The 15,299-nt window shown below is 66.0% G+C and carries 13 protein-coding genes; 11 read left to right on the top strand and 2 right to left on the bottom strand.

Going from position 1 to position 15,299, the window contains the following annotated elements:
* The first annotated feature begins 137 nt into the window (after nt 1-137).
* From gcvT to arsB, 6 genes are read left to right on the top strand one after another with little or no spacing between them, the layout of a single operon-like run.
* On the top strand, nt 138-1,277 hold the full coding sequence (gcvT, locus tag BSL82_RS12160) for a glycine cleavage system aminomethyltransferase GcvT (protein ID WP_226998455.1): 1,140 nt from the start codon (nt 138-140) through the stop codon (nt 1,275-1,277).
* A gap of 17 nt (nt 1,278-1,294) precedes the next feature.
* Nucleotides 1,295-1,660 carry a glycine cleavage system protein GcvH gene (gene gcvH / locus BSL82_RS12155; protein ID WP_072597754.1) on the top strand — a complete coding sequence of 122 codons (366 nt, stop codon included), beginning with the start codon at nt 1,295-1,297 and terminating at the stop codon, nt 1,658-1,660.
* A gap of 14 nt (nt 1,661-1,674) precedes the next feature.
* Entirely contained in the window at nt 1,675-4,530 is a 2,856-nt protein-coding gene (gene gcvP / locus BSL82_RS12150; RefSeq protein ID WP_072597753.1) for an aminomethyl-transferring glycine dehydrogenase, read from the top strand.
* A 37-nt stretch (nt 4,531-4,567) separates the two neighbouring features.
* Nucleotides 4,568-4,900, top strand: a complete 333-nt coding sequence (locus BSL82_RS12145; protein WP_072597752.1) for an ArsR/SmtB family transcription factor — start codon at nt 4,568-4,570, stop codon at nt 4,898-4,900.
* A gap of 10 nt (nt 4,901-4,910) precedes the next feature.
* Nucleotides 4,911-5,441 carry an arsenate reductase ArsC gene (locus tag BSL82_RS12140; RefSeq protein WP_072597751.1) on the top strand — a complete coding sequence of 177 codons (531 nt, stop codon included), beginning with the start codon at nt 4,911-4,913 and terminating at the stop codon, nt 5,439-5,441.
* 38 nt (nt 5,442-5,479) lie between these two features.
* The gene (gene arsB / locus BSL82_RS12135) at nt 5,480-6,511 is read left to right on the top strand and encodes an ACR3 family arsenite efflux transporter (protein ID WP_193408610.1); all 1,032 of its coding nucleotides are present in this window, start codon (nt 5,480-5,482) and stop codon (nt 6,509-6,511) included.
* Between the two features lie 11 nt (nt 6,512-6,522).
* Here arsB and BSL82_RS12130 read toward each other — a convergent pair whose 3' ends face one another.
* Nucleotides 6,523-6,798, bottom strand: a complete 276-nt coding sequence (locus BSL82_RS12130) for a hypothetical protein (protein WP_158010881.1) — start codon at nt 6,796-6,798, stop codon at nt 6,523-6,525.
* Between the two features lie 146 nt (nt 6,799-6,944).
* On the opposite strand from BSL82_RS12130, the gene BSL82_RS12125 reads away from it, so the two are divergent.
* Genes BSL82_RS12125 through BSL82_RS12105 form a run of 5 tightly spaced genes read left to right on the top strand, consistent with a single transcriptional unit; the run spans nt 6,945 to nt 10,567 of the window.
* Complete coding sequence (locus BSL82_RS12125) at nt 6,945-7,427, top strand: UPF0262 family protein (RefSeq protein WP_072597748.1); 483 nt, start codon at nt 6,945-6,947, stop codon at nt 7,425-7,427.
* Between the two features lie 10 nt (nt 7,428-7,437).
* On the top strand, nt 7,438-7,992 hold the full coding sequence (dcd, locus tag BSL82_RS12120) for a dCTP deaminase (RefSeq protein WP_072597747.1): 555 nt from the start codon (nt 7,438-7,440) through the stop codon (nt 7,990-7,992).
* Nucleotides 7,992-8,879 (top strand): EamA family transporter RarD, encoded by an 888-nt coding sequence (rarD, locus tag BSL82_RS12115; RefSeq protein WP_072597746.1) that lies wholly within the window; start codon nt 7,992-7,994, stop codon nt 8,877-8,879. The genes dcd and rarD overlap by 1 nt, the downstream gene beginning before the upstream one ends.
* A gap of 12 nt (nt 8,880-8,891) precedes the next feature.
* A complete protein-coding gene (gene murA, locus BSL82_RS12110; RefSeq protein ID WP_072597745.1) occupies nt 8,892-10,178 on the top strand; it encodes a UDP-N-acetylglucosamine 1-carboxyvinyltransferase in 1,287 nt (428 codons plus the stop codon).
* The gene (locus tag BSL82_RS12105) at nt 10,175-10,567 is read left to right on the top strand and encodes a DUF2948 family protein (protein WP_072597744.1); all 393 of its coding nucleotides are present in this window, start codon (nt 10,175-10,177) and stop codon (nt 10,565-10,567) included. The genes murA and BSL82_RS12105 overlap by 4 nt, the downstream gene beginning before the upstream one ends.
* Before the next feature lie 2 nt (nt 10,568-10,569).
* Here the strand turns inward: BSL82_RS12105 and BSL82_RS12100 are convergent, their stop codons facing one another.
* Nucleotides 10,570-15,264 (bottom strand): NAD-glutamate dehydrogenase, encoded by a 4,695-nt coding sequence (locus tag BSL82_RS12100; protein WP_072597743.1) that lies wholly within the window; start codon nt 15,262-15,264, stop codon nt 10,570-10,572.
* Between the last annotated feature and the right edge of the window lie 35 nt (nt 15,265-15,299).

Here is a 15,299-nt window from a genome sequence, read left to right as displayed (position 1 = left end):
GACGCTTTGGGCGTCCGCCGACGGGATAACGATCTCAGGCAAACAGACAGAAGGGGCGCATTCGACTGACAGTTGGAGAGCGCACCCGTGCCTTATATTCTCGTTTTTTCATTTCCGACTTTCATATGGGGCCGCCCGTGAGCGATGCAGGCCCCCTGTTGCGCACGCCGCTTTACGATCTGCACGTCGCGAGCGGCGGCCGGATGGTGCCGTTCGCCGGCTATGAAATGCCGGTGCAGTTTCCCCCCGGGATCATGGCGGAACATCTTCATGCCCGGAGCGCCGCCGGGCTGTTCGACGTGTCGCACATGGGACAGATCATCCTCCGGCCGCGTTCGGGCAACACGGCGGACGCGGCGCTTGCGCTGGAACGCCTGGTGCCGGTGGACGTGCTGGGCCTGGGCGAAGGGCGGCAGCGCTATGCCTTTTTCACCAACGAGCACGGCGGAATCCTTGACGATCTGATGATCGCCAATCGCGGCGACCATCTGCTGCTGGTGGTGAATGCCGCCTGCAAGGCGGAGGACGAGGCGCATCTTCGCGCAAGCCTTTCCGATTCCTGCGAGGTGGAGGTTCTGGCCGACAGGGCGCTGCTTGCGCTGCAGGGGCCGCAGGCCGAAGCGGTGCTCGGGCGGCTGGACCCGAAGGCGGCCGAGATGCGCTTCATGGATGTGGCCGATCTGGTGCTGGCGGGCATTGCCTGCGTCGTCTCGCGCTCCGGCTATACGGGCGAGGACGGGTTCGAGATCAGCCTGCCCGCCGTCGATGTGGCCGTGGTTGCCGAAGCGCTGCTTGCCGACCACCGGGTGCTTCCCATCGGCCTTGGCGCGCGCGACAGCCTGCGGCTGGAGGCAGGGCTATGCCTCTACGGAGCCGATCTCGACACAGGGACGACGCCGGTCGAGGCCGGGCTTGAGTGGGCGATGCAGAAGGTCCGCCGCACGGGCGGCGCGCGCGCGGGCGGCTTTCCCGGCGCGGACGCGATCCTTCGCCAGTTGGAGGAGGGTGCAGCCCGCCGCCGTGTGGGTTTGAGGCCCGAAGGCCGCGCCCCGGTTCGGGGCGGCGCGGCGCTTTTCGCGGCGGTGGAAGGCGGCGCGCAGATCGGCGTCGTCACATCGGGGGCGTTCGGCCCCAGCATAGAGGGGCCGGTGGCGATGGGCTATGTCGAAACCGCGCTTTCCAGCCCCGGCAGCACGGTTTTCGCCGAATTGCGCGGCAAGCGCGTTCCCGTTGCCGTGACGCCGCTTCCATTCGTTCCCAACCGCTACAAACGCTGACAGACGTGGAGTTTTCAATGACGACCTATTTCACCAAGGACCATGAATGGATTCGCGTCGAAGGCGACACCGGCGTCGTCGGCATCACCCCGCACGCGGTGGATGCGCTGGGCGACATCGTGTTCTTCGAATCGCAGCCGGTCGGCACCAGCTTCTCGCGCGGCGATGCGATGGCGGTGGTCGAATCGGTTAAGGCCGCGTCCGACATCTATGCCCCGGTATCGGGCGAGATCATTGCCTTCAACGAGGCGTTGACCGACGCCCCCGAGACGATCAACGCCGCGCCCGAAGGCGACGGCTGGATGGTGAAGCTGCGCATCGCCGATCCGGCGGAGCTGGGCTCGCTGCTCGACGCGGCGGGCTATCAGGCAACCCTCGGCTGAAGGCGGAACAAGGCATGGGCAACAGTATCTGGACAGGCGCGCGACCGGAGCGCGACGAGTTTTCCCACCGCCACATCGGCCCGTCGGACGCCGAGGCCGCGACCATGCTGGCGGCGGTGGGCGCGGCGTCGCTGGATGCGTTGGTGGACCAGACGGTGCCCGCCGCCATCCGCCAGAAGGAGCCTTTGGGCTTCGGCCCCGGCATGACCGAGATGGAAGTGCTGGCAAGGCTGCGCGCCGTCGCCAGCCGCAACAAGGTGCTGACCTCGCTCATCGGCCAGGGCTATCACGGCACGATCCTGCCGCCCGTCATCCAGCGCAACATTCTGGAAAATCCGGCCTGGTACACCGCCTATACGCCTTATCAGCCGGAAATCAGCCAGGGCCGGCTCGAAGCGCTGCTCAACTATCAGACGCTGGTGTGCGACCTGACCGGGCTGGACGTCGCCAACGCCTCGCTTCTGGACGAAGCGACGGCCGCCGCCGAGGCGATGGGGCTTGCCGCGCGCGTGGCGAAGAGCAAGGCGCAGAGCTTTTTCGTCGACAGCGCCTGCCATCCCCAGACGATCACGCTGCTTCGCACCCATGCCGAGCCTTTAGGCTGGGCGCTGGTCGTTGGCGATCCGGCGACGGACCTCGATCCGGCGGCCGTGTTCGGCGCGATCTTCCAATATCCGGGGACGACCGGCGAAATCCGCGACTTCCGCCCGCAGATCGAGGCGCTGCACGCGGCCGGAGCGATCGCGGCGATGGCGGCCGATCCGCTTGCGCTGACCCTGCTCGCCTCGCCGGGGGATCTGGGCGCGGACATCGCGATCGGATCAATGCAGCGCTTCGGCGTGCCGATGGGCTATGGCGGCCCGCACGCCGCCTATATGGCGGTGCGCGATGCCTACAAGCGCTCCATGCCCGGGCGGCTGGTGGGCGTTTCCATCGACAGCCGGGGAAGGCCCGCGACGCGGCTTGCGCTCCAGACGCGCGAGCAGCACATCCGGCGTGAAAAGGCGACGTCCAACATCTGCACGGCGCAGGTGCTGCTTGCGGTGATGGCGTCCATGTACGCCGTCTATCATGGGGCGGAAGGGCTTGCCGCCATCGCACGGCGGGTGAACCGCCTCGCCACCGTGCTTGCGGCGGGGCTCAAATCGCTGGGCTTCGCGCCCTTGAGCACCGGATTTTTCGATACGGTTACGGTCGATGCGGGCGACCGGGCCGGGTCGATCATCGCGGCGGCAGCGGCGGCGGGCGTCAACCTGCGGCGGGTGGACGGATCGCGTATCGGCATCAGCCTTGACGAGACGACCACGCCTGAAATCGTGGAGCAGGTCTGGGCGGCCTTCGGCGGCAAGCCCGATGCCGAGGCGCTGAGCCCGGCCGACTCGATACCCGAAGCGCTGGCGCGCACCAGCGCCTATCTGACGCATCCGGGGTTCAACACCCATCATTCCGAGACCGAGATGCTGCGCTACATGCGCAGGCTTTCCGACCGCGACCTGGCGCTGGACCGGGCGATGATTCCGCTCGGCTCCTGCACGATGAAGCTGAACGCCACGGTCGAGATGATGCCCGTCACCTGGCCGGAGTTCGGCCAGCTCCACCCCTTTGCGCCGGAAGACCAGGCACAGGGGTACAGGGAGATGTTCGACGATCTGTCCGCCCGGCTGTGCGCGATCAGCGGCTATGACGCGGTGTCGCTCCAGCCCAATTCGGGCGCGCAGGGCGAATATGCGGGGCTGCTCGCGATCCGCAACTATCACCTGAGCCGCAGCGATGCGGGCCGCGACATCTGCCTGATCCCGGCGTCGGCGCATGGCACCAACCCGGCGTCGGCCCAGCTTGCGGGGATGCGGGTCGTCGTCGTCGGCTGCGACGATTCGGGCAATGTCGATATCGACGATCTGAAGGCGAAGGTCGCCCAGCACGGCCCGCAGCTTGCAGCCATCATGATCACCTATCCTTCGACCCATGGCGTGTTCGAGGAGGCGGTGACCGAGATCTGCGACATCGTCCACCAGGCGGGCGGGCAGGTCTATCTGGACGGCGCGAACCTGAACGCCCAGGTGGGGCTTGCACGGCCCGGCAAGTTCGGCGCGGACGTCAGCCACTTCAACCTGCACAAGACCTTCTGCATCCCGCACGGCGGCGGCGGACCGGGCATGGGGCCGATCGGCGTCAAGGCGCATCTGGCAGCTTTCCTGCCGGGCGACCCGCGCGAGGCGGGCAGCCATGCGGTGTCGGCCGCGCCTTTCGGCTCTGCGTCGATCCTGCCGATTTCCTGGGCCTATATGCTGCTGATGGGCGACGGGGGGCTGAAGAAGGCGACCGAAGTCGCGATATTAAGCGCCAACTATATCGCTGCTCGTCTGGAGGATCATTATCCGGTGCTCTATCGCGGCGCCGAGGGCCGGGTGGCGCATGAGTGCATCGTCGATCTGCGCCCGCTGAAGGATAAGACCGGGGTGACGGTCGACGATGTCGCCAAACGGCTGATCGACTATGGCTTCCATGCGCCGACGATGAGCTTTCCGGTGCCGGGCACGCTGATGATCGAGCCGACCGAATCCGAGCCGCTGGTTGAGATCGACCGCTTCTGCGACGCGATGATCGCGATCCGGCAGGAGATCCGCGCGATCGAGGAAGGCCGCTGGCCGGTGGAGCAAAGCCCGCTGCGCCATGCCCCGCATACGGTCGACGACGCGGCGGACGAGCAATGGAACCGCCCCTATTCGCGCCGCGAAGGCTGCTTCCCGTCGGGCTCGTCCACCGACAAATACTGGCCGCCGGTCAACCGCATCGACAACAGCTATGGCGACCGCAATCTCGTCTGTTCCTGCCCGCCGCTTTCCGAATATGCGGAGGCCGCCGAATAGGCTTGTGCAATATCCATATATCTAATAATCTGGATACATGGATATTGATTCGGTCACCACAGGGCTTGCGGCGCTGTCGCAGACCAGCCGGCTGGAGGCGTTCAGGCTGCTGGTGCGCCACGAGCCGTCCGGCCTTCCGGCGGGCGAGGTCGCTCGCGAACTGGCCGTCCCCCAGAACACCATGTCGGCGCATCTGTCGGTGCTTGCCCATGCCGGGCTGGTGTCATCCGAACGGCACGGCCGCTCCATCATCTATCGCGCCGATCTGGAGCGCTTGCGGGCGCTGATGATGTTCCTGGTGAAGGACTGCTGCGACGGCAGCCCGGCCTTGTGCGAGCCGCTGATCGCCGAACTTTCCTGCTGCGGTTGAGGAGAAGGCAATGACGGACAGGCTGTTCAACGTGCTGTTTCTGTGCACCGGCAATTCCGCGCGCAGCATTCTGGCAGAGGCGATCCTCCAGCGCGAGGGGCTGGGCCGCTTCCGCTCGTTCAGCGCCGGAAGCCAGCCCAAGGGGGAAGTGCACTCGCTGAGCCTGAAGGTGCTGCAGAGCCTCAACTACGCTATCTCCGGCTTTCGCTCCAAAAGCTGGGAGGAGTTCTCCGGGCCGGATGCGCCCGTGCTCGATTTCGTCTTTACCGTCTGCGACAATGCGGCGAACGAGGTGTGCCCGATCTGGCCGGGGCAGCCGATGACGGCGCACTGGGGCGTTCCGGACCCCGCAGCCGTCGAAGGGACGGAGGCGGAGCGCCACGCCGCCTTCTTCGACACCTATCGCATGCTCGCCAACCGCATCTCGTTGTTCACGTCGCTTCCGCTCGACAGCCTTGACCGGATCAGCCTTCAGAACCGGCTTAGGCAGATCGGCAGCAGCAAGGCCGCCGACGCCACCCCTGCGGAACCCGCCGCATGACGCAACACCCGTCGCAATCGGCTGCGCCGCCTGCCGCCATGGGACTGTTCGAGCGCTATCTGAGCGTCTGGGTGGGGCTGTGCATTTTCGCGGGGATCGGGCTTGGCCATCTCGCGCCCGGCCTGTTCTCGGCCATCGCGGCGGCGGAAGTGGCGCGGGTCAACCTGGTGGTTGCGGTGCTGGTCTGGCTGATGATCGTGCCGATGCTGCTCAAGATCGATTTCGGCGCGCTGGGTTCGGTCAGGCAGCACTGGAAGGGCGTCGGAGTCACGCTGTTCATCAACTGGGGCGTGAAGCCGTTTTCCATGGCGGCGCTCGGCGCGTTCTTCATCGGCTGGCTGTTCGCGCCGATGCTGCCGGAGGGGCAGATTTCGTCCTATATCGCCGGGCTGATCCTGCTGGCCGCGGCGCCTTGCACCGCGATGGTGTTCGTCTGGTCCAACCTGTGCGAGGGCGAGCCGCACTACACGCTGAGCCAGGTGGCGCTAAACGACGTCATCATGGTCTTCGCCTTCGCGCCACTGGTGGGGCTGCTGCTGGGGGTCGCCTCCATCACCGTGCCCTGGGACACGCTGCTGCTGTCGGTTGTCCTCTATATCGTCATTCCCGTTGTCGTGGCCCAGTTGCTGCGCGCGAGGCTTGTCTCCACGGGTGGAGAGGCGGCGCTGGCGCGCGTGCAGGCAAGGCTTGGCCCGGTTTCGCTGGTGGCGCTGCTCGCCACGCTGATCCTGCTGTTCGGCTTTCAGGGCGAGCAGATCATCGCCCAGCCGCTGGTCATCGCGCTGCTCGCGGTGCCGATCCTGATCCAGGTCTATTTCAATGCAGGCCTCGCCTATTGGCTGAGCCGGAGGTTCGGCGTCGCCTGGTGCGTGGCCGCCCCTGCCGCACTGATCGGCGCGTCCAATTTTTTTGAACTGGCGGTGGCGGCGGCGATCAGCCTGTTTGGCATCGATTCAGGGGCGGCTCTCGCCACGGTGGTCGGCGTTCTGGTGGAAGTGCCGGTGATGCTCTCCGTCGTGGCAATCGTGAAGCGCACGCGCGGCTGGTATGAAGCCGGGGCGGCGGCATAGCGCACGCCGCTCTATTTCAGCTCCTCTGTCACATTCACCAGCCGCAGTCCCGGCCGAAATGGAGGATCATCCCCCAGGGCGACCAGCCACGACCGCACCTCATCAGCGCTTGCCCGGCAGATTTCGGCGTTATCGCCGGTCCCCGTCCGGTGCGCCTCCATGCTTAGCCGCGCCACCATATGTTCAAGATCACCCCGGCCGATCAGGCTCCGGCGGACCATCAGTTCGATCAGCAGATAGAACAGCTTGAGCGCGACCGCGCCTTTTGTAACCCTGCTCCCCGTCATCTTCTGTTTCCCGAGTTTGAACCCGGTCCCCGCATTAACCATATTCGAGAGATGGTTAATGTTTCGTTTTCATTACATTTCCGCCGCAGGGGAGCGTTCGCATGCTTCTCTTTGCCAAGCGCGACGGAGCCGGATAGACGCGGCTCATGGGCGATCCGCGCATCATCGACATAGAACTGGACGACCGCACCATCCTGTGGCGCAGCGCCGATGTCGAGCAGGAGCGCCGGATCGCGATCTATGATTTGCTCGAGGAAAACCGTTTTCGACCGGTCGTGGAGCTTGAGCGCCCCTGCGACGGCCCGTTCAAGCTGCTGCTGCGTGTCGAGGAGGGGCGGCTGATCATGGACCTGAGCGATGGCGAAAGCGCGCGCGTCGGGTCGATCAGCTTTGCGCTTGCCCCGTTCCGGCGCACGATCCGGGAATATTTCGCCATCTGCGACAGCTATTACAAGGCGATCCGCAACGCCACGCCGATGCAGATCGAAACGATCGACATGGCGCGAAGGGGAATCCACAACGATGCGGCGGAGCTATTGAAGGAACGGCTTGCGGCGAAGGTGGAGGTTGACTTCGATACCGCACGCAGGCTTTTCACCCTCATCTGCGTACTCCACATCAAAGGTTAGGAACAGGTCCATGGCGGTAATGTCGGACAAGTGGATTCGCGCACAGGCGCTTGAAAGCGGCATGATCGAGCCGTTCGTCGATCGCCAGACCCGCGACGGCTGCATCAGCTACGGCCTGTCTTCCTATGGCTATGACGCGCGCGTGTCGGACGACTTCAAGATCTTCACCAATGTCGACAATGCGCTCGTCGACCCCAAGGATTTCGCGCACAACAGCTTCGTCGATCGCAAGGGGCCGGTGTGCATCATCCCGCCCAACAGCTTCATGCTGGCGCGGACGGTCGAGTATTTCCGCGTCCCGCGCGATGTGCTGGTGATCTGCCTCGGCAAGTCCACCTATGCCCGGTGCGGCATCATCGTGAACGTGACGCCGCTGGAGCCGGGGTGGGAAGGCCATGTGACGCTGGAGTTTTCCAACACCACGCCGCTTCCGGCCAAGGTCTACGCCAATGAAGGCGCGTGCCAGTTCCTTTTCCTGAAGGGCAATGAGCCGTGCGAGGTCAGCTATGCCGATCGCGCGGGCAAATATATGGGCCAGCGGGGCGTGACGCTGCCGAAGCTGTAATGGACAGGCGCGGCCTGGCGGCGGGCGTATCCGCCTATGTCATCTGGGGTACGCTTCCCGTCTACATGAAGGCGTTGAAGCATGTGTCGCCGGCTGATGTGGTGGCCTGGCGCGTGCTTTCCGCGTTGCTGTTCGCCTTCATCATCATGGCGGCGGCCGGCGGTCTGGAAGAATTCGTCCGGACGCTCAAGGACAAGCGGCGCCTGGCGATGCTGGCGGCCAGTGGCGTGCTGATCGCGATCAACTGGACTCTCTATGTCGTGGCCGTGGTCAACGATCATGTGCTGGAAACCAGCCTCGGCTATTTCATCAATCCGCTGCTCAACGTGGTCCTGGCGGTGGTGGTGCTGCGTGAGCATCTGCCCGTGGCGGGCCGAATCGCCGTGGCGCTCGCGGCGGTGGGCGTCGGCATACTTGGCTGGCAGGCGGGCGCGATACCCTGGATCGCGCTGGGGCTTGCAGTCAGTTTTTCCGGCTATGGCCTGATCCGCCGTTCCGTCCCGGTGGCGGGGCCGACCGGACTTTCCATCGAAATGCTGCTGCTCGCCCCGCTGGCGCTCCTCTGGATCTCGCTATGGGGCGGGCTGGGCGATTGGCCCGGCATCGGCACCGTCAGCCTGCTTGCGCTGGGAGGGCCGGTTACCGCCATTCCGCTTACGCTGTTCGCTTTCGCGGCCCGCCGTCTCCCGTTTGCGACCATCGGCCTGCTGCAATTCGTCGCCCCGACGATGATTTTCCTGCAGGGGGCGTTCGTCTATGGCGAGCCCCTCGGACCGGCGCGGATCGCAGCGTTCGCCTGCATCTGGGCGGGGCTTGCCGTCTATGTCGCCGACATCGTGCGCCTGTCGCGCAGGAGAGCGCTGGCGCAAGCCGCGACGCTTCGCTAAACCTCGGCCCGCATGGACAAGATCGTAATTCGCGGCGGCCGACGCCTGAAGGGCCGCATACCCATTTCCGGGGCCAAGAACGCAGCGCTGACGCTGATGCCCTGTGCGCTGCTTTCCGACGAGCCGCTCACCTTCAGGAACCTGCCCAGGCTGGCCGATGTCGACACCTTCGGCCATCTGCTGAACCAGCATGGCGTCTCCACCATGGTCGAGGGCGCGCGGCCTGAGGATTTCGGCCGGGTGATGACGCTGCGTGCGGGGCGGATCACGTCCACGGTCGCGCCCTATGACATCGTCCGCAAGATGCGCGCCTCGATACTCGTGCTCGGGCCGTTGCTCGCCCGGGCGGGCGAGGCGACGGTGTCGCTGCCCGGCGGCTGCGCGATCGGCAACCGCCCCATCGACCTCCACCTCAAGGGGCTGGAAGCGCTTGGTGCGGAGATCGAGCTGGCGGCGGGCTATGTGAAGGCGACCGCGCCGCGCGGCGGCCTGAGGGGCGGGCGAATCGTCTTTTCCACCGTTTCGGTCGGTGCAACCGAGAACGTCCTGATGGCCTCCGTTCTCGCCAAAGGCGAGACGATCATCGAGAACGCCGCGCGCGAGCCGGAGATCATCGATCTGGCGCGTTGCCTGGTTGCCATGGGCGCGAAGATCGACGGCATCGGCACCGAGCGGCTGACCGTGCAGGGAGTCGAACGGCTGCACGGCGCGACCTATGCGGTGATGGCCGACCGGATCGAGGCGGGAAGCTATGCCTGCGCCGCCGCGATCACCGGCGGTGAAGTGGAGCTTGCCGGGGCCCAAAGCGAATCGATGGAAGCGGTGCTCGACGGCTTGAGGCGGGCTGGCGTCGTCGTGGAGGAAGTCGGCGGCGGCCTGCTGGTGAAGGCGGATGGCGGTTTGCGCGGAGTCAATCTTTCGACCGCGCCGTTTCCGGGCTTTCCAACCGATATGCAGGCCCAGTTCATGGCCATGCTCGCGCTGGCGGAGGGAGCAAGCCTGCTGAGCGAGACGATTTTCGAAAACCGCTATATGCATGTCCCCGAACTAGCCCGCATGGGCGCGGACATCACAGTGACCGGCCGGTCGGCGCTGGTGCGCGGCGTCGATCATCTGATCGGCGCGCCGGTGATGGCGACCGACCTGCGCGCCTCGATGAGCCTTGTCATCGCAGGCCTTGCAGCGCGCGGCGAAACCGTGGTCAATCGCGTTTATCATCTTGATCGCGGCTATGAACGGCTGGAAGAAAAGCTGTCGGCGGTGGGCGCGGACATAGAAAGGGTGTCGGACGGCGGATGACACGGCTGTGGGCGCAGGATCAGGATGACGCTGCCGTCGTTTCGGCCTTGATGCAGGATGCCTGCGTCCGTCCCGATGAAATTGCCTATGACCGGGCGCACCGGCGCTTCGTTATTCTGGCCAGTCGCTTCTGCTGGGAGGAAAAGGACGCGCAGCGCGTGCGCGCCGCGCTGCGGATTGAAAGCGTGACGGGCGCGCAACGACGCAACTGGCCCGAGGGCTCGGAGTTGCCGCTGGAACTGCTCGCGCTGAGCGTGGAGCCCGGCGAGATTTCACTCCACTTCGCGGCGGGCGCGGAAATCCGGGTGGAGATCGAATGCGTCGATCTGATCCTTGAGGATCTGGGGCCACCGCATCCGGCGCTCACCCGCCCGCAGCACCGCGAATAGGCTCAGCGCGCCAGCAGCACGCGCGCCTGACTTGCGACCTGGGCCAGTATCGCGGGCGTGATCACCGGCTGGGCTCGCGCGCGGCTGACGAGCGCCCGAAACTGGTCGACTCGCTGCGCATGGTCCGAAAGCCAGGTTTCGACGGCCTTTTCCGGCGAGCCCGTTTGCCCGGCGATGCGGCCAAGCAGATCGAGCCGGAACTGCTCGAAATCGCGCACCAGTCCTGCCAGCAGAAGTCGGTCCCAGCTATCCGACGGATCGAGCGCCAGCGCCGCGCCCTTCGCCCAGTCGACGCCCAGCGCCTCGCCGATGATGGTGTAGGCCTTTGCCAGCGCCACTTCGCTGCCCTCGCGCCCCATTCGGGCGGCAAGGTTGGCGACTCCAATGGTGCCGTCAAGGCCATGAAGCTCGACGATCCGGTCGACCAGCGGAGCAGGAGCGGATGCGCCAAGCAGTTCGTCGCGCAGGGCCCTGAGGTGGCTCCGGGTATTGTCGCGCAACAGCTCGTCGAGTTGCTCCCGCACGCGCTCGACGCCCGGCCTGAGTTCGCTGCAAATCGCCTCCGGGTTTTTTCCGGCCGGGCTGGTGCGAACAAGGTCGGCGATGTGCAGCCGAACGCCGGACGCGGTTGCGTCGAACAACGCAAGCTCGGTGTCGGGGGTCAGCCCCGCATCCTCGATCGCCTGCCAGAGCCGGGGCAGCCCGAAAAGCGACTCGGCAACGGCATAGGCGGCGGCGACCTGCCCCAGCGCGCAGCCTTCCTCCTCCGCCAATGCAAAAGGCAGCACGATGCCGTTGCGATTGACCATGCGATTGGCGAGCTCTGTCGCGACGATCTCCGCCCGCAGGCGATGCGCCAGAATGGCGGGCTGGAACCGTTCCGTCATCTGCCGGGGAAAGGCGGCAAGCAACGTCGGCTGCAAAAGCGCGTCTTCGGCAAAGCCCGCCCCCTCGATCGCATCCTGCACCGCGAGTTTCGCATAGGCGAGGAGCACGGCAAGCTCCGGCCGTGCAAGGCCGCGCCCGTCGCGCAACCGGCTCAGCAACTGCTCGTCGTCGGGCAGGCCTTCGACGGCGCGGTCCAGCCTGCCGGACGCTTCGAGCAGCTGGATCACCCGCTGGTGCGATGGAAGCGCCTGCGCGCCGTCCCGTTCGGCAAGCGACAGCGCCAGCGTCTGAAGGTGGTTGTCCTCCAGCACCAGTGCGGCCACCTCTTCCGTCATGTCCTCCAGCAGCGCGTTGCGGTCGGCGAGCGCAAGCTTTCCGGCGCGCACCTCGGCGTTGAGGGCGATCTTGATGTTGACCTCATTGTCCGAACAGTCGACGCCCGCCGAATTATCGATGAAGTCTGTGTTGATGCGCCCGCGGCGCGCGGCATATTCGATTCGGCCCGCCTGGGTGACGCCAAGGTTCGCCCCTTCGCCGACCACCCGCGCGCGAAGGTCGCGGCCGTCGACGCGATGCAGGTCATTGGCGCGGTCGCCCACCTGGCCGTTGGTTTCCGATGCTCCCTTCACATAGGTGCCGATGCCCCCGAACCAGAGCAGATCGACCTGCGCCTTGAGGACTGCCCCAATGAGGGCCGAAGGGCCGAGGCTGTCCGCCTCGACGCCAAGCAGCGCCTTTGCCTCCGGCGAAAGCGGGATTTCCTTCTGCGTCCGGGGAAAGACGCCGCCGCCCCTGGAAATCAGCGCTGTGTCATAATCGGCCCATGAGGAGCGCGGAAGCTCGAACAGGCGCTTCCGCTCCGTCCAGCTTGCGGCCGGATCGGGGTCGGGATCGATGAAGATGTGACGGTGGTCGAAGGCGGCGACCAGCCGGATCGACTTCGACAGCAGCATGCCGTTGCCGAAAACATCGCCCGACATGTCGCCCACGCCCGCCACGGTGACCGGATCGGTCTGAACGTCCACGCCGATTTCGGCGAAATGGCGCGCGACGGAGATCCATGCGCCCCGCGCGGTAATGCCCATCGCCTTGTGGTCATAGCCGTTGGAGCCGCCGCTCGCGAAGGCGTCGCCCAGCCAGAAGCCGCGTTCCAGCGCGATGCCATTGGCGATGTCGGAAAAGCTTGCGGTGCCCTTGTCCGCCGCGACGACGAAATAAGGGTCGTCGCCGTCGCCGCACACCACATGATCGGGGTGCACCACCGCGCCGTCGACGATGTTGTCGGTGAGCGAAAGCAAAGCCCGGATGTAGATCCGGTAGGCCTCCGTTCCTTCCTTCAGCCAGGCATCGCGGTCGGCGGGTGAGGGAAGGTGCTTGGGGTGGAAGCCGCCCTTGGCGCCCGTCGGGACGATGACGGCGTTCTTCACCATCTGGGCCTTCATCAGCCCCAGCACCTCGGTGCGGAAATCGTCGCGGCGATCGGACCAGCGGATGCCGCCGCGCGCCACCGGTCCGCCGCGAAGGTGGATTCCTTCCACCCGTGGTGAATAGACGAAGATTTCCCGCCACGGCACGGGCCGCGGAAGCCAGTTGATCGCCCCGCTGTCGAGCTTGATCGCCAGCGCCTCCGGCCCGCCGGGAACAAAGGCATTGCTCCTGACGGTCGCGCGGATGATCGCCAGCAGCCGTCGCAAGATTCCGTCGTCGTCGATTGCGGTAACTTCGGTCAGCGCAGTTTTGATCTGCGCTTCGGCCTTCTCCACCCGCTTTTGGCGCTGTCCCGCATCCTCCATCGGGCGGTGCATCGCCTCGAACAGTTCGACCAGCGACCGGGTCAGGCCCGGATAACGCGCCAGGGTATCGACCACGGTCTGAAGGCCGTAGGCGCTGCCCGTCTGCCGCATATAGCGGAACCAGGCGCGGAACAGGGTGATGGAGCCGGGCTCCAGTCCAACCTCCGCGATCAGCGCATTGAATGCGTCGTTTTCCGCCTCGCCCGAGAGGACGGCGCGAATCGCGGATTCGAGCCGGCCATTGGCTTCGGGTGAAAAAGCATCTGCGGCCCGGCCTTCCAGCAAAAAATCATGTATCCAGCCCAGCCTGCCGTCGCGCAGATCGAACGGATATTCCTCGATCACTCGAAAGCCGAAATGCTCAAGCACCGGCACTGCGTCGGACAGCGGGATGATCTCCCGCAGTCGATAGACCTTGAGGCGCAACTGGCCGGGCTTGTCGTCGTGCCTGCGGTAGACGCGGACGTCGCGTTCCTCCCGTCCGGAAAGGGCTGCGAGGCGCAATATGTCGCTTGCCGCATCTTCGGGCTCGAACTGGCTCCGATAGGACTGGCTGAACGCGCTGCCATGGGTCAGCGCCAGCCGCGCGGCGCGGGTCGCGCCGACGGACGACCGAAGCGCCCCTTCCACCGCCGTGTTCCAGCCGCGAATCATGTCTCGCAGCTGGGCGTCGAGCGCAGCCTCGTCGATCTCCCGGTTGCGTTCGTGGCGGATGATGTAGCGCAGCGATACGAGCGGGTCCTCGCCCATCATCGACGTCCAGCCGTCCAGAACGCCGTCGACAAGGCCGGTGGCAAGATCGCCGATCTCGCGTCTACGCTGGGATGAAAGCTCGTCGCGGGGAAGCCAGACGAGCACATTGGTGAAACGGCGAAGCGTATCCCTGACCGTTTTTGCCCTGGGGCGCGGGCGGTCGACAAGCGACATGGCCGTCGTCGCGATGTCGCGCAGGCAAGGCTCGTCCATTTCGAACAGCAGGTCGCGCGGCAACTGGCCGATGACGTGGACCAGCGCCTTTGCGGCATGCCCGCCCGGCGCAAAGTGCAAAGCGCTGCCGACCCGCGCCACCCGCTCGCCAAGCACGGGAATGTCGTCGGGCGGCGCGGACATGGCCTGGCTGGTGAAATGGCCAGCATAGCAGGAGACGCCGGTCAGCCGCCCTTCTTCGTCGCGCAGCGGCGCCGCGACGATGTTCATCCGGCTGCGGCGATGGACCCGGGCGACGCGGTCGGCCCTGACGACCAGCACCGGCAATCCGGGTCGTTCCAGCGCATCCAGCGCTGCCCGACCGGCCGTGCGGTCGTCGGCAAGCCCATAGACGCCGGTCTCCGACAGCAGCCCCAGGCCGTCGCGCGGACTGTCGGCGTCGGCGCGAAACTCTGCATGACCGAGGAAGGTGAAATTGTCCGCCGCAAGCCATTCCAGAAACGCCTTCGCCTGCGGGTCGGCGATCCGGTCGGTGTCCGACCGAAGCCTCGCCAGAATCGGCTTCCAGCCACCCACCGCGCGGCGGACCTCGTCGAGCACCTGTTCGATCTCGATTGCAAGCTCCGCGCGATTGCGGGCGGCAGTCCGGTCCATCTCGATGAAGATCAGCGATTCGCGCTGTCCGGCGACGGCGCGGTCCGGCTCCAGCGGCTGGATCGACCGCAGCCGGCCTTCGGGCGTCCGCACCGCGTCCACGACGGGATGGAGAAGCCGCTCCATGGTGAGGCCGCGCGCGGTAATCGCGGCGGTCACCGAATCGACGAGGAAGGGCATGTCGTCGGTGTTGACAAGGACCCAGCTTGTCCGCTTGCCGTCGCTTTCCGCGCCGCTCGCGACCTGTACGACCGGTTTACCGGGCGGGCGTTCGGCAATTGCGGCGGCGGCAAAGGCCGCGATCGCGTGCAGCCTGTCCTTGTCGAGGCGGTCGATTTCACCCGGCAGCGCATTCCGGACCAGCACATCGGCCACGGTCCGCGCGAGCGGGTCTGCGGTTGCGGATCGATTTTCTTCGTCGGCTGACGCCGGCATGACCAACTCCGCCGGGGCCGAAAAGACGCACCCGG

The sequence above is a fragment of the Tardibacter chloracetimidivorans genome (genome assembly GCF_001890385.1).
GTDB classification, from domain to species: domain Bacteria; phylum Pseudomonadota; class Alphaproteobacteria; order Sphingomonadales; family Sphingomonadaceae; genus Tardibacter; species Tardibacter chloracetimidivorans.
The sequence above is the reverse complement of the archived record's forward strand: the minus strand, read 5'-3'. Positions and strand labels throughout refer to the sequence as shown.

What these genes read in the sequence shown, in the direction of transcription:
- BSL82_RS12125 (WP_072597748.1), top strand. Translation starts at nt 6,945, where the DNA reads ATGGGCGATCCGCGCATCATCGACATAGAACTGGACGACCGCACCATC.
- rarD (WP_072597746.1), top strand. Translation starts at nt 7,992, where the DNA reads ATGGACAGGCGCGGCCTGGCGGCGGGCGTATCCGCCTATGTCATCTGG.
- dcd (WP_072597747.1), top strand. Translation starts at nt 7,438, where the DNA reads ATGGCGGTAATGTCGGACAAGTGGATTCGCGCACAGGCGCTTGAAAGC.
- murA (WP_072597745.1), top strand. Translation starts at nt 8,892, where the DNA reads ATGGACAAGATCGTAATTCGCGGCGGCCGACGCCTGAAGGGCCGCATA.
- BSL82_RS12145 (WP_072597752.1), top strand. Translation starts at nt 4,568, where the DNA reads ATGGATATTGATTCGGTCACCACAGGGCTTGCGGCGCTGTCGCAGACC.
- BSL82_RS12130 (WP_158010881.1), bottom strand. Translation starts at nt 6,798, where the DNA reads ATGACGGGGAGCAGGGTTACAAAAGGCGCGGTCGCGCTCAAGCTGTTC.
- gcvP (WP_072597753.1), top strand. Translation starts at nt 1,675, where the DNA reads ATGGGCAACAGTATCTGGACAGGCGCGCGACCGGAGCGCGACGAGTTT.
- gcvH (WP_072597754.1), top strand. Translation starts at nt 1,295, where the DNA reads ATGACGACCTATTTCACCAAGGACCATGAATGGATTCGCGTCGAAGGC.
- BSL82_RS12140 (WP_072597751.1), top strand. Translation starts at nt 4,911, where the DNA reads ATGACGGACAGGCTGTTCAACGTGCTGTTTCTGTGCACCGGCAATTCC.
- BSL82_RS12100 (WP_072597743.1), bottom strand. Translation starts at nt 15,264, where the DNA reads ATGCCGGCGTCAGCCGACGAAGAAAATCGATCCGCAACCGCAGACCCG.
- BSL82_RS12105 (WP_072597744.1), top strand. Translation starts at nt 10,175, where the DNA reads ATGACACGGCTGTGGGCGCAGGATCAGGATGACGCTGCCGTCGTTTCG.
- arsB (WP_193408610.1), top strand. Translation starts at nt 5,480, where the DNA reads ATGGGACTGTTCGAGCGCTATCTGAGCGTCTGGGTGGGGCTGTGCATT.